Here is a 12,912-nt window from a genome sequence, read left to right on the forward strand (position 1 = left end):
CAGTCCCTGAGCGGCAGATGATGAGGACAGCTTATCTGCAAGCTTTGTTTTTTCCCAGAGACTGTTCCAGCTTGAACGTTGGAAATTCAGGTATCGGGCAGCTTTAGGGGGTAATGAGGAATTCGGCCTGAACGGTCGACGGGCGGATATCGTGCCAGAGCGCCTCGGTTCTGAAAATGGTCATGCTCGCAGGAGTGTAGCCGTTTCTCAGATTGCTGAAGGCAGGGATGTGTATTGCTGGGCCCAGAAGCTCATAGGCCAGCGCCCCTATGGTGGGGTTGTGTCCGATCACAATGACGGTCTGAATGTCCTCGGAGACAGCATGGATCAGGCCATAGAGATCATCCACTGTGGCGCCATAGATCAGGTCTTCGAAAACAGGATCTGTGGCTGCAGGAAGGATTTCCAGAACAGCCGCAGCTGTCTGCTGCGTTCGCAGAGCCGGGCTGCACAATATTTCCATGGGCGTATCTGGAGCAAGAAGCGCCAGTTGACGTCCGACAGTCGTGGCCTGCTGAAAGCCTTTCTCGGTAAGAGGGCGCGCCCTGTCTCCCGCATCTGAGCGCAGGTGCGGTCCAGCTTCAGCATGCCGCAACAGGACAAGGCGCCGCTCTGTCATCAGGAAGCGTTGTTTTCACTTGCCTTGGCGGCAATGGCTTCATGATGACGAATGACTTCACGGATAATGAACGAGAGAAATTTCTCTGCAAAATCCGGATCAAGGTGGGCATCGTTTGCCAGATTGCGCAGACGCTCGATCTGGCGCTGTTCGCGTGCAGGATCTGCTGCAGGCAAATCTGCGTGGGCTTTGAGATTTCCCACATCCTTGGTGCAACGGAAGCGCTCTGCCAGCATGTAAATGAGTGCCGCATCAATATTGTCGATACTGGCGCGCAGGCGTTCAAGTTCAGCAAGAGGTGTGTTGGTCTCAGGGGTCATTAATGTCTATCCATGCAAGGTGTCCACCTTTCCCGGCGCCCAGATCCGTGAAGACGGCTGTCCCGCCCAGTCGGCCGGTACGGCGCCAGGGGCGACCGTCCGTTGAGCGACGATCATGCCCGACATAGACAGTCATGCCTTCGGGGATGCGGTTGATCCAGCTCAGTCGACGCTCGGGATAACCATCCGGCTGCATGCGTCCGGTTGTCTCGCCAAAAAGGGCTCGGGAGAGTGGGGCCGACATATCTCCAAGCCCGGTCATGGGCGGAAGGGAAAGCATCGCGGTGTGAAAACCGCCATGTACGAAAAGAGAGTTGCCAAGCCTCACCCAGACCGGAGCACCGGCAATTTCTTCATAAGCCCGCTGGCGCAGGGTGTCATATTCCGGGTCTGAGAGCTGGCGTAGGGTTTCTTCGAGCGGAGGGTCTCGCCTGAGGCGTCGGCCTTCGAGGGCGCGGCCCAGCTTGCGGTCATGATTTCCAAGAATAAAAAGGCCGCGCCGTGTGTCGATCAGGTCGATCATCAGTTCCAGAACGCCGGCGCTATCCGGTCCATGATCGACCAGATCACCAAGCTGGATTACAAAACGCTCAGTGGCTGTTGCATGACGGAAAGCATTCAGATCGCCGTGCACGTCTCCCACTACACGTATGCCGCGTTCGCGGATACGGGTCAGAATGGGTTCGGAGAAGGCGGGTTCCGCAAAGATGGTACGATCTCTCACTGCTCCGTCTGACAGACGTCGGGACTGGTGGAACGATAATGTCGGATTTTCGCAACAGAACGTCAACCGCCTGTCATCTGTGCCGCACGTCCAAGGTCCACGGAAAGAATTCGGCTGACACCCCGTTCCTGCATCGTAACGCCGAACAGTCTGTCCATATGGGCCATGGTAAGCTGGTGATGCGTTACAACAAGAAAGCGTGTTCCGGCCTCTTTTGTCATGTCTGCAAGTAACGAACAGAAGCGCTCGACATTCGCGTCGTCCAGTGGTGCGTCTACTTCGTCCAGAACACATATCGGGGCAGGATTGCAGCGGAAAGTCGCGAAAATCAGGGATAGGGCGGTCAGCGCCTGCTCTCCGCCCGAGAGCAGGGAAAGGGTGGAGAGTTTCTTGCCGGGGGGCTGGGCGAATATTTCCAGACCGGCTTCGAGCGGATCGTCGCTTCCCACCATGCCAAGATGTGCACGACCGCCCCCGAACATTCGGGAAAATAGAGACTGAAAGTGCCTGTCCACTTCGGTAAAGACAGCAACAAGACGCTCTCGGCCTTCTTTGTTGATGCTACCGATCGCGCCGCGCAACCTGCTGATGGCGGCGGTCAGTTCTGCGTGTTCACGTGCAATCGTTTCTGCTGTTTCACGCGCTTCCTGATATTCAATGTCTGCGCGCAGGTTTACCGCGCCCAGATCATCGCGTTCGCGCGTCATTTTTGAAATGCGACGTCGGAGGCTGCTTTCCGCCTGATCGGAAAGATCTGAAGGAATCTCTCCGCCCCGGGGTGGTTCACTTTCGCTGAGAAGACGGTCACGCGCGGCTTTGGCCTGGTCGGCGCGCTCTGTCAGTGTGGCAATGGCTTCACGAGCAGTTGCAAGGGCCTGCTCGGCCTCCCGACATATCTTTTGGGTCTCCGCTCCAGCTTTTGCGGCGGCTTCATCCTGTTCGCGGGCTATAACATACTCATCACGGAGATCAGTCAGCGCTTTTTCCCGCTGGGCGAGTATTTCCTCAAAATGTTCGGGCTCCGTACTGGCCTTTTCATGTTCATGCTGGAGAATTCCGCGTCGTGCCGTGAGTTCTGTGTGGGTCAGGTTTGCGGCACTGATCTGTTGCTCTAAATCTGCCAGACGCGCTGTCAATGCAGATACTTGCCCAGCAATGCGCACTTCACCCAACGCCATTTCAGACGCTTCGGACTGATTTTTTTCAAGTGTCTCACGGAGGTTTTCCACCGTTTCCGTGGCGCTGAGAACGGATTGTTCCAGCAGGGCGGCATCAGGTCGAGCGAGGATATTGGCTTCAGCCTGAGTGTGCTGATGCTGGAGTTGTCGCAGAAGGTCCTCATGGGTGGCCAGACGTGGAAGCAGCGTTTCACGACGTGCCTGAGACGTTGCGATCAAATGGTTCAGCGCCTGTAATGCTTCCCGGCGCCCATCTGCCTGCGTTATCGCCTTGGAAAGGCAATCTGAAGCGCGCTGTGTATCGTTGCCGAATACCTCATATCGCTCCTGAGCTGCCTTTGATTTTTCCATAAGGGCAAGAATGTCCGGACGGCTCGTGGAGTGCAGAATGTCCAGCAGGCGGCCCGAAAGTTCTTCGGTTTCTTCTTTTGTCCTGGCTAGCGCGGCATCAAGTTCAGAAAGGCGTATCGCTGCGCTTTCATGGCGAACCACTGCTTGATCCAGATGTCGGGCGCTTTCGTCATGCTGGGCATGAACGTTCTGATGATGCTCCGATGCCTTTGAAACTGCGCTGCGCGCATCCTGTGCGGCTTTCGCGCGTGTCTCTGCTTCCTGGGTGAAGGTCGCAGGGTCGGGCAGTGAGGAGAGTGCCTGCTGTGCTGTATTCAGGCGTGTGTCAGCTTCTTGAAGAGCATTTTCGCTTTCTGTTACGCGCCTCTCGGCTTGTTCAAAAATTCCACGGGAGAGGGCTGCCCGGCGTTCGATATCTGCAACCCGGCTGCGTGCGTTCGCCAGTTGAGGCTCTGTCTGCCCGCGTTTTGCGCGCTGTTCCTTGAGAAGATTTTCACAGGCCGTGCGCTCACTCAGAGCGGAGAGGGCAGCCTGACGCGCGGCTGGCAGCAATGTCTCGCTCTCAAGGAGTACTGCTTTTGCCGCGGCGAGCTTTCGCCTCTGTTCCAGCCTCGCAGCGCCGGCGTCGGGTGCATTCGGGCTACGGATAAAGCCATCCCAACGCCAGAGCGCGCCACTCTTGCCGACCAGAGCCTGACCCTTCGTCAGATTTTTCTGAAGAGACGGGCCGTCTGATTCGTCTTCCAGTAAAAAAATAGACCCGAGGCAACGCCTGAGAGCAGGCGGAGCATCTATCAGGGTTGCAAGCGATATCCCTCCGCTGAAGGCCGTCTCCGGTAGGTCTGCGAGGTGTTTCCAGCGTCGGTCAGCCGGAATTGCATCCGGGGCGAGTGAGGCGTCCAGACCATCTGCCAGAGCACTCGCAACTGCGCGGGCCAGATCATCTGGAAATGACAGATGATCTTCCAAAGCATCAGGTTGCGTTTTTGCAGCGGCAAGGCTCTGTTCAAGTCCTTCGCATTCCCCTGTGGCCCTGATGTGACGGCTCTCTAGATCAGAAAGGGCTGCTCGAGTGGCATCGGCTTTCTGATTTGCAGCACTCAGTGCCGTTTCAGTATCAGTCAACGTGTTCTGTATGGCAGACAACTCTTGTTCAAGCTGCTCTGCCTCGTCGCCTGCCTTCTGAAACTCAATGGTTGGGATCAGGGCTGCGCGGGCGGTCTCAAGAGCCTGTTTAGCCTGAGCCAGTTGCAGTTTCAGGCTTTGAACGAGCTGGAGGGCAGATTGGTGCTCGCGGGCGAATGCCTGTTGACGTTGCGCACTTTCTTCGGCCGCCGCGCGTGCTTCGAGCCACGCATTGCCCAAGGCGTCTTGCTCATCACGGAGCCTACTTTCCTCGGCCGCTGCGTGTGCAAGACTTTCCTTCAGGCGCAAAAGATCATTTTCGAGAGCCCGTCTTTTCTCGATGGGCAAGAGCGCTGAGGCAGTTTGTTGTCTTGCTTCGTTGCTCTGTCTGAAGCGCTCCTGAAGGTTTTCCAGCCGCGCCTTCAGATCGTTTTCCTGCGCCTGAATTTCGACGAGCCGGCTTTCCCCTTCAGCAAGGGCGCGCACTTCAAGTTCCATTGAGAGGCGCGAATTCTGAAGGTCAGTCTCGACCTGGGAAAGTGCGCTGCGAGCCTTGTCCAGGTGGATGTTTGCGAGGTCTGCTTCTGTTTCGGCTTGATGAAGGGTCTTTTCATCCGGGCAGTTACGTTCGAGCGTGTCCAGTTCCGCCCGTAAGGCCGAAACAGCAGAAAATTCCGTGGAAAGCCGGATGGACAATGTATCGAAGGCGCTGGTTAGGCCGTCGCGTCGGACCGCCTCTGCATCGCGTTCGCGTGTTGCCTGTTCCAGCGTTGCACTGGCGAGTTTCAGGCGTTGGGTAAGGTCCGAGATGCTCTCCCGGAGCTGGTTGAGGCTATCGGGGAGAGCGACCTGTTCTGTCGTGGCGTTTTCAAGCTCTGTCGCTGTTTCAGCCTGCGTGGCGCGCAGATGCTCTAATGTGGATGAACTGCGCTGGAAATCCTCCTGCACCTGCTGAAGACGCGCCTGTGCATCTGCATGACCCTGCCGCGCGCGATCCAGATCTGTCTTCGCAGTCTCTGTCTGGACTGTCAGCCTCTCAAGAGCCATGCGGAGGCGGTCGGCTTCTTCGCGAGCCTTTGGGGTGGCCTGTCTGGCCTCGAAATCGGCGATGGTCGCCTTCTCGGCGGCAGCTTCTGCCTCTTTAAGGCGTTGCCGTGCCTTGGCGAGGTCCGTGATTCCCTGATTGACGGCAGCATTTGCCCGGGCGTGTAGAAGAGAATGAAGCTGTGTTTCCGCTTCGCGAAGGCGGTTTGAAAGTTCCCGGTAAGCTCTGGCCTGCACACTCTGGGATTCCAGGCTAACCAGTCGTTCTTCCAGTTGAAGCCTAAGGTCCTCTGCGCGGGCAAGGTTGTTTTCGGTCTGTCTGAGCTTGAGTTCCGCATCATGGCGGCGTGCATGCAGACCGGTGATACCAGCCGCTTCTTCCAGGAGGAGGCGGCGCTCTTCAGGTTTGGCATTGATGAGCTGGCCGACACGGTTCTGACTGACAATTGCCGAACTCCGTGCGCCGGAAGCGAGGTCTGCGAACAGGGTTTGAACGTCGCGCGCTCGGGTGGAGCGGCCGTTGATGCGATAGTCACTTCCGGACCCACGCTCTGCCCGGCGTGACACTTCAAGTTCTTCTGAATCCTGAAAAGGAGCAGGAGCAAGCCCGGCCGCATCGGTCAGGTGTAGTGTTACCTGAGCCAGATTGCGGGCGGGGCGGGCGTTGGTTCCGGCAAAAATCAGGTCGTCTAGCTCGCCACCACGCAGGGCGCGCGCTGACGTCTCGCCCATTGCCCAGCGGAGGGCTTCCACGACATTGGATTTGCCGCAGCCATTTGGCCCGATGATACCTGTAAGGCCAGGGAGAATGTCGAGACGCACCTCATCGGCGAAGCTTTTGAAGCCGCCTATGGAAAGGCGACTGATCGTCGTTTTACGGCTCGACATATCAGAGTGAACGCAGTCCGGATTAAGGCTCAGGAAGCCTTGGAAACGAGATCTGCGAACTTCTGATAGGTCTCGGGGTCCTGATCGTAATGGGTGTCGTTGAAGCGGAAGTAAGGCGTGCCTTCAATCTTGTACGTGTCCGCGTCTTTCTGGACCTGATTGAACATGGCCTCGGCAAATGCCTTGTCGTTGCGGATCGTCTCAAACTGTGCGGCAGATACGCCTGCGAGAGCTGACATCTGCTGCAGACGCTGCATCGGATCTCCACCGGCCGCGAAAGCCCACTGCATCTGGCTGGAAAACAGGGCCTCGATATAAGGAACGTAACGTTCTTCAGGCAGCGAACGTGCAACCATAGCTGCCGTCAGGCCCACCTGATCGCCGCAGAAATCGTGGAACTGATAGCGGATCTTGCCTGTGTCGATGAGCTTGGCCTTGACCTCGGGAAATTCACTTGTGCTGAAATGTGCGCAGTGCGTGCATGTCAGAGAGAACCATTCTTGAACCAGAATCTTGGCATCCGGGTTGCCAATGATGCGGGGAGACATTCGCGGATCGGTCGGAGCTGTATCCGCTGCATGAGCGGTGCCTGCGATGGCGAGTGCAGGAGCGCTCGTGAGAACGGCTCGGCGTGAAATCTTGAGAATACGGGTCATTCAGGAAGCCTTTGCTACTGCTTTGGCGAAGTCGTCGTAGCTGAGAGACGCATCCGGAGCGGGCGTCTCATTGATACGAAAATGCGGGGTGCTGTTGATCTGAAGAAATGCGCCATCCCGGTCCTGCTTGTTGACGATGGCCTCCCGGAAGGCATCGTCAGCGTTGATGCGATCAAATTCTGCAGAATTGATGCCCGCGAGTGCTGCGTGTTTGCGTAACTCTGCGACAGGATCAACGCCCTGCGAAAAAGCCCATTGCATCTGGCTGGAAAAAAGGGACGACACGAAGGATTCGTAACGTTCTACAGGAAGAGAGCGCGCAACCATGGCTGCCAGAAGCGCAAGCTGATCGAGCGGAAAATCATGGAACCGGTAGCGGATTTTTCCGGTATCGATCAGTTTTGTCTTCACTTCGGGAAAGATGGTCTCCGAGAAGTGGGCACAATGGGTGCAGGTGAGGGAAAACCACTCATGTACCGTGATCTTCGCATCGGGACTGCCAATGACGCGTGGCGTCATGCGCAGATCTCCTGCCGTGCCATCTGCGCCTTCAGACCATGCCCGAGGGATCGAAGCAGACGCCACGAGCAGCGGTCCGGCAGCAAGAAAAGCACGACGTCCGATAGTCATTGGCAGGGCTCCGATGCAAACAGGGTGAAGTAGTCAGAACGACGAACGGGCGCAGTCGTCAAGACCCGTGGTCTTCATCCTGTCCGTTGAGTGTGGGAATGGGTCGCTTTTCCCAGTCATGAGGAACGCGCATCCGCAGAGAGCGGATATGGCGTGCATCAGCATCGAGAACGCGGAATTCGAGGCCTGTCTCATGGGTCAGAACCTCGTCCCGTGCAGGGACATGCTCTGCCAGACGGAAAACAAGGCCACCAACCGTCTCGATCTCGGCTTCGCGCTCTGCATCGGTCAGAACGGCGCCGAGGCGTTCTTCAAGCTGACGAACGGGAAGGCGGGCATCGATATCAAACGAGCCGTCAGGTCGCTCGATCCAGGGGATGGTAACCGGATCGTCATGCTCATCCGAAATATCGCCCACGATGGTCTCGATAAGGTCTTCGATCGTAACGAGACCATCGATCCCGCCGTATTCGTCGATGACGAGCGCCATGTGCATCCGTCGCTGGCGCATCTGCAGCAGCAGATCCAGAACCGGGATGGTCGGGGCGATCATCAGAGGCTGGCGTAGGAGTGTCCTCAGGTCAAAGGCTTCCGGATCGCCGACATAGGCCACCAGATCCTTCACATGGATCATGCCTGCGATGTCATCGAGTTGCTCTCGATAAACGGGCAGGCGGGAGTGATTTTCCCGGCGCATCATAGCGAGCGCATCTTCAAACGAGATGCTTCCCGGCATGGCGATGATGTCCGCCCGAGGTACCATTACATCGTCGGCTGTGATCTCGCGCAGGCGCAGGACATTGGTGATGAGCGCACGCTCCTGACGATCCAGTTCAGGCTCGTCGCCTGGCTCATCACCAGGCTGGGATGCTTCATGAACAAGGGCTGCAATCGAATCGCGAAGGCCCTGATCACGCCCGCGTTTGCCGAAGATGTTGAACAGACCGCGATTTTTGCTCTTGCCCTGATCATCAGAGCGTTCATTTGAATCGCTCATATCCGGACACTCCCGCCCTGACGCCAGGGATCTGCAAAGCCGAGGGACCTCATTGTCCGCGTCTCGACGCTTTCCATTTCTCGGGCTTCTCCGGGGTGATGATGGTCATAGCCAGCCAGATGAAGGGCACCGTGGACAACCAGATGAGACAGGTGCGCGCGTACAGATCGTCCGGCTGTCTGTGCTTCACGGGTAACGGTTTCAAAACCCAGCACGATATCTCCCCCGTGCAGGGGCGAAAGCGGTTCGAAAGTAAGCACGTTGGTTGGCTTGTTACGGCCACGAAAGCGGGCATTCAGCCGCTTTACCACCCGATCTGCCGACAGCACGATCGAGGGGGCAGGGACCTGCGAGAAATCCGGCCCACCCTGTCGGGTAGATGCGGTGAGCGCACGCCGGATCGTGCGCTCGAGGTCCGAAACCGAGGCGCGCCATCGGGCGTCCTCGATGATAATGTCAGTACCGGCGTGTCGACTTGGCGGTTCCATTGTCTTCCCGGCGCGGCCGGTCGCGGGAGAAGTCCCTGCCGGCAGGCGCTTTCTGTTCGTATGCATCAACGATGCGCCCCACAAGTGGATGACGCACGACATCTTCTGATGCAAATCTTGTGATACCGATTCCCTTGATTCCGTCCAGTGTCTCGACGGCTTCACGCAGGCCAGAAGTGACCCCACGAGGAAGATCGACCTGGCTTAGATCCCCTGTAATGGCCATGCGTGTCCCCTGTCCCATGCGGGTTAGGAACATTTTCATCTGGGCCTGTGTGGTGTTCTGGGCTTCGTCCAGAATGACATAGGCATGTGCCAGTGTGCGTCCACGCATGAAGGCAAGCGGCGCGACTTCTATCTCACCCGTTCCCATGCGCCTGACCACCTGATCGCCAGGCATCATGTCATGCAGGGCATCATAGAGCGGGCGCAGGTAAGGATCGATTTTCTCGCGCATGTCACCCGGCAGGAATCCCAGACGCTCACCCGCTTCAACGGCGGGACGCGAGAGGACGATACGGTCCACCTGTCCTGCGAGAAGCATGGACACGGCCTGTGCCACAGCGAGATAGGTCTTGCCCGTCCCGGCCGGTCCAATCCCGAAGACCATCTCCGTCTTGGCCAGCATTTCCATATATGCAGCCTGACCGTGGGAACGGGGGGCAATAACGCCGCGTTTGGTGCGGATCTCAGGAAGCCCGTTCAGCCCACGACCGGCAACAGCGTCCGGTTTTGGGGAGCCCGGTTGGCGTTCTGGTGATTTCCGCGGCTCGAACATATCCGCTGGAAGTTGGTTTTCTGCGGGCGGGCGAGGGCGCCTCGCTGGCAGGGCCGTCAGGCGGATGACGCCGTCGATCTGTGAGCTGTCAATATTACCGCCCTGTTCGATCTGGTTGTACAGGGCAATGATTGCTGCCTGCGCACGCGATACGGCCTCGGATTCACCAGCAATCGCGATCTTGTTGCCACGACATGAGAGCTTGACGTCAAAGCCCTGCTCAAGCCGGGAAAGGTGCCGGTCATGGTCACCCAGCAGCCTTTGCAGAAGAATGTTATCGCTGAAGCGCAGCACGGTGGTGCGTGCACCTTCGGGGCCACTATTCGTGGCGACGGGACGGGTGGGGGGCGTTGTCAGCAAGCGGGGGCTGTCTCCCGGATCAGGGTTCCACCAAGAGAATTCGTGAGGCGTTCGGTGATTGCCACCTTCACGATCGACCCGATAAGTGTTTCGGGTCCTTCGAAGTGAACAGGCTGGAGGTAAGGAGAACGCCCGGAAAGCTGGCCGGGTTTACGACCTTTTCCGGTGATCAGGATATCCTGCGTTGTGCCGACCATGTCGGCATTGAACGCATCCTGCTGCTCACGCAGGAGTGCCTGCATTTCTGCAAGACGACGGTCCTTGATATCTTCCGCAACCTGTAGCGGCTGACCTGCTGCCGGTGTACCAGGGCGGGGGGAGTATTTGAAGCTGTAAGCCATTGCAAACCCGATATCGCGGATCAACTGCATCGTTGCTTCGAAATCTTCTTCGCTTTCGCCGGGGTGCCCGACGATGAAATCCGAAGACAGGGCCAGATCCGGGCGAACCTCGCGAAGACGGCGAACGGTCTCACGGTATTCATCTGACGTATGCCCGCGGTTCATGGCTTTCAGGATCTTGTCTGATCCGCTCTGCACGGGAAGGTGCAGAAACGGCATCAGTGCTGCGTTATCCTGATGAGCGTCGATAAGGGACTGATCTACATCTCGGGGGTGAGACGTCATGTAGCGGATGCGGTCCAGTCCTGGGATGGCGGCCAGATCAGCAGCAAGGCCTGCAAGCGTAGCACTGCCACCATTGCCGTCATCACCATGATACGCGTTGACGTTCTGGCCAAGAAGCGTGATCTCGCGCACGCCACTTGCCACCATCCGGCGGGCTTCGGCCAAAACCGACGCAACGGGGCGACTTGTTTCTGCGCCGCGTGTGTATGGGACTACACAGAACGAGCAGAACTTGTCACAGCCTTCCTGAATGGTCAGGAAAGCCGTCAGGTTTCCGGCGGTCTGTGGTGCGGCTGCTTCCGGCAGGAAATCGAATTTCTGCTCTACCGGGAAATCCGTGTCGATGACTGCGCCACCTGCACGCGCCGCGCGTGCGACCATTTCTGGCAGTCGGTGATAGGTCTGCGGGCCGAGTACGAGGTCCACATAAGGTGCGCGGGCGAGAATGACCTCGCCCTCCGCCTGCGCAACACATCCGGCAACGGCTATGATGGTGCTGCGTCCATCAATCTCGCGTGCCTCGCGGATTTTTCTCAGACGTCCAAGCTCCGAAAAGACCTTTTCGGCGGCGCGTTCGCGGATGTGGCACGTATTGAGGATGATCATGTCCGCATCTTCAGGGCGCTCCACGGGTCCATAACCCAGAGGGCGCAGAACATCAGCCATGCGGGCGCTGTCATACACGTTCATCTGGCACCCCCATGTAATGACATGGAGGCCATGGCGGGCAGGAACAGCAGGAGATGAAGGCTGGGCGGTCACGATTTTGATCCAGGAAGGGCAGGCATCTGCGCACACATCGGCTCAGTGGCGCGTCGGGTCAAGCCCGATATGGCGCATTGACGGTGTGTAAGAGCAGCCAGAAGCTGTGCTGAACACGTGGAAATAGGCGTTTCCATCTCCAGTTCATGGTTCAGGAACATACCTGTTCCTGTTCTGGAGACTGATGTGGGAAACGGCAGCGAGTCAAGGGAAACCTGTATGGTTCTACACCTTGGTCTTCGCGTCAGGATGACGCTCCTGGCGCAGTTGCTCCGCCCCACGGCTTACCGCCTCGAACGTTGCATTTGCGAGTTCCTTGCGGGAGCTGAAATCTTCCGGTGCAAGGGGAGGGTGCAGAATGATCGTTGCGCGCATTGAGCGCCACTGGCCGAAGGACCAGAGGTGGGGGGCGAGGTTCATGTCGCCATACCATGAAAAGACGCTGCGGCGGTTGCGTGTCACCGGCAGGCCCTCAAGGCGGTCATAGACGATCGATATGGGTTGTATCAGCACTGGAGGGGCCTTGGGTGCGCCAGCCTGCTCCAGGCGTCCGGGCTTCGCGATTGCAAAGAAAGAAGACAGGAACGGAAGAACACGCGAGCCGTCCGAGGATGTGCCTTCCGGAAAGAGAATAATGTTGTCTCCCCCCTGCAGTCGTTCTGCCATTTCCCGTAGTTCACGTGCAGTTTCCTGCCGGTTGCGGCTCACGAAAATGGTCCGGCCCAGGCGTGCGATCGTACCGATAGCGGGCCATTTTCCGACCTCGCTTTTGGATACGAACACAGTGGGAAGAATGCTTCCGACGGTTGCGATATCAAGCCAGGAGGAATGGTTGCCAACAAAAATGACAGGGCGCTTGCCGTTTTTGATATCTACGGCGCTGTTTACACTGGCCGCGACTTCACCAACCCGACGCACGGTTATGCCTAGAAACACACATATTATGCGCCAGAAGAATCGGGCAAAATAGATTTTACTCTGGCCCGGAAGGCGCACGAGCACGGCCTGGATAGCACACGACCAGAATGCCCAGATTAGGATCGTTGCCAGACGACGCGCGCACCTGAAGGCCCGTCCAGCAGAAGACGGGGTGGTCTGGTAGTGTCGCGGGAATGCGGCGTTGGCATCAATGACCGGGCGGCTGTGACGGCTTCGGCCGGAAGAAGACGGAACGGAAGGATGAGGCATGGGTAGTGAGTGATAGGGGTTTCGATGCGTTGAGACAATCTTCATCAGGCTCTGGTCTGAAAACGCATTGCAACGAAGCGGTAAATGCGCGGTTAAAGTCTTGACAGTGCCCGTCGTGGCAGGCTCCTCAGGGTACAGATTGATCAATGTCGTTTTCTTCTCCGGGCAGAGACCGGAA

11 protein-coding genes are annotated in these 12,912 nt (G+C 57.7%); all 11 read right to left on the reverse strand.

Going from position 1 to position 12,912, the window contains the following annotated elements; translation table 11 throughout:
- Positions 1–103: 103 nt before the first annotated feature.
- The 11 genes from GWA01_RS03160 to GWA01_RS03210 all read right to left on the reverse strand — a co-directional run bounded on the left by GWA01_RS03160 (position 104) and on the right by GWA01_RS03210 (position 12,881).
- On the reverse strand, positions 104–619 hold the full coding sequence (locus tag GWA01_RS03160; RefSeq protein ID WP_146793926.1) for a SixA phosphatase family protein: 516 nt from the start codon (positions 617–619) through the stop codon (positions 104–106).
- A complete protein-coding gene (locus GWA01_RS03165; protein WP_146793928.1) occupies positions 619–939 on the reverse strand; it encodes a chorismate mutase in 321 nt (106 codons plus the stop codon). The genes GWA01_RS03160 and GWA01_RS03165 overlap by 1 nt, the downstream gene beginning before the upstream one ends.
- Entirely contained in the window at positions 929–1,615 is a 687-nt protein-coding gene (locus GWA01_RS03170; protein ID WP_146795468.1) for a metallophosphoesterase, read from the reverse strand. The genes GWA01_RS03165 and GWA01_RS03170 overlap by 11 nt, the downstream gene beginning before the upstream one ends.
- Positions 1,616–1,725: 110 nt before the next feature.
- The gene (locus GWA01_RS03175) at positions 1,726–6,249 is read right to left on the reverse strand and encodes an AAA family ATPase (protein WP_146793930.1); all 4,524 of its coding nucleotides are present in this window, start codon (positions 6,247–6,249) and stop codon (positions 1,726–1,728) included.
- 29 nt (positions 6,250–6,278) lie between these two features.
- A complete protein-coding gene (locus GWA01_RS03180) occupies positions 6,279–6,905 on the reverse strand; it encodes a thioredoxin domain-containing protein (RefSeq protein ID WP_146793932.1) in 627 nt (208 codons plus the stop codon).
- Positions 6,906–7,535 carry a thioredoxin domain-containing protein gene (locus tag GWA01_RS03185; protein WP_146793934.1) on the reverse strand — a complete coding sequence of 210 codons (630 nt, stop codon included), beginning with the start codon at positions 7,533–7,535 and terminating at the stop codon, positions 6,906–6,908.
- 58 nt (positions 7,536–7,593) lie between these two features.
- Complete coding sequence (locus tag GWA01_RS03190) at positions 7,594–8,532, reverse strand: hemolysin family protein (protein WP_146793936.1); 939 nt, start codon at positions 8,530–8,532, stop codon at positions 7,594–7,596.
- A complete protein-coding gene (gene ybeY, locus GWA01_RS03195; RefSeq protein WP_146793938.1) occupies positions 8,529–9,020 on the reverse strand; it encodes an rRNA maturation RNase YbeY in 492 nt (163 codons plus the stop codon). The genes GWA01_RS03190 and ybeY overlap by 4 nt, the downstream gene beginning before the upstream one ends.
- Complete coding sequence (locus GWA01_RS03200; protein ID WP_146793940.1) at positions 8,989–10,158, reverse strand: PhoH family protein; 1,170 nt, start codon at positions 10,156–10,158, stop codon at positions 8,989–8,991. Before GWA01_RS03200 ends, ybeY begins: the two co-directional genes overlap by 32 nt.
- Complete coding sequence (gene miaB / locus GWA01_RS03205; protein ID WP_146793942.1) at positions 10,152–11,546, reverse strand: tRNA (N6-isopentenyl adenosine(37)-C2)-methylthiotransferase MiaB; 1,395 nt, start codon at positions 11,544–11,546, stop codon at positions 10,152–10,154. Before miaB ends, GWA01_RS03200 begins: the two co-directional genes overlap by 7 nt.
- Before the next feature lie 225 nt (positions 11,547–11,771).
- The gene (locus tag GWA01_RS03210) at positions 11,772–12,881 is read right to left on the reverse strand and encodes a lysophospholipid acyltransferase family protein (RefSeq protein WP_228118306.1); all 1,110 of its coding nucleotides are present in this window, start codon (positions 12,879–12,881) and stop codon (positions 11,772–11,774) included.
- Positions 12,882–12,912 lie beyond the last annotated feature (31 nt).

Origin of the sequence: Gluconobacter wancherniae NBRC 103581 (assembly GCF_007988885.1) — a bacterium.
In the GTDB taxonomy this organism is placed as follows: Bacteria; Pseudomonadota; Alphaproteobacteria; order Acetobacterales; family Acetobacteraceae; genus Gluconobacter; species Gluconobacter wancherniae.

What these genes read in the sequence shown, in the direction of transcription:
- GWA01_RS03190 (WP_146793936.1), bottom strand. Translation starts at nt 8,532, where the DNA reads ATGAGCGATTCAAATGAACGCTCTGATGATCAGGGCAAGAGCAAAAAT.
- GWA01_RS03185 (WP_146793934.1), bottom strand. Translation starts at nt 7,535, where the DNA reads ATGACTATCGGACGTCGTGCTTTTCTTGCTGCCGGACCGCTGCTCGTG.
- GWA01_RS03160 (WP_146793926.1), bottom strand. Translation starts at nt 619, where the DNA reads ATGACAGAGCGGCGCCTTGTCCTGTTGCGGCATGCTGAAGCTGGACCG.
- GWA01_RS03180 (WP_146793932.1), bottom strand. Translation starts at nt 6,905, where the DNA reads ATGACCCGTATTCTCAAGATTTCACGCCGAGCCGTTCTCACGAGCGCT.
- GWA01_RS03175 (WP_146793930.1), bottom strand. Translation starts at nt 6,249, where the DNA reads ATGTCGAGCCGTAAAACGACGATCAGTCGCCTTTCCATAGGCGGCTTC.
- ybeY (WP_146793938.1), bottom strand. Translation starts at nt 9,020, where the DNA reads ATGGAACCGCCAAGTCGACACGCCGGTACTGACATTATCATCGAGGAC.
- GWA01_RS03165 (WP_146793928.1), bottom strand. Translation starts at nt 939, where the DNA reads ATGACCCCTGAGACCAACACACCTCTTGCTGAACTTGAACGCCTGCGC.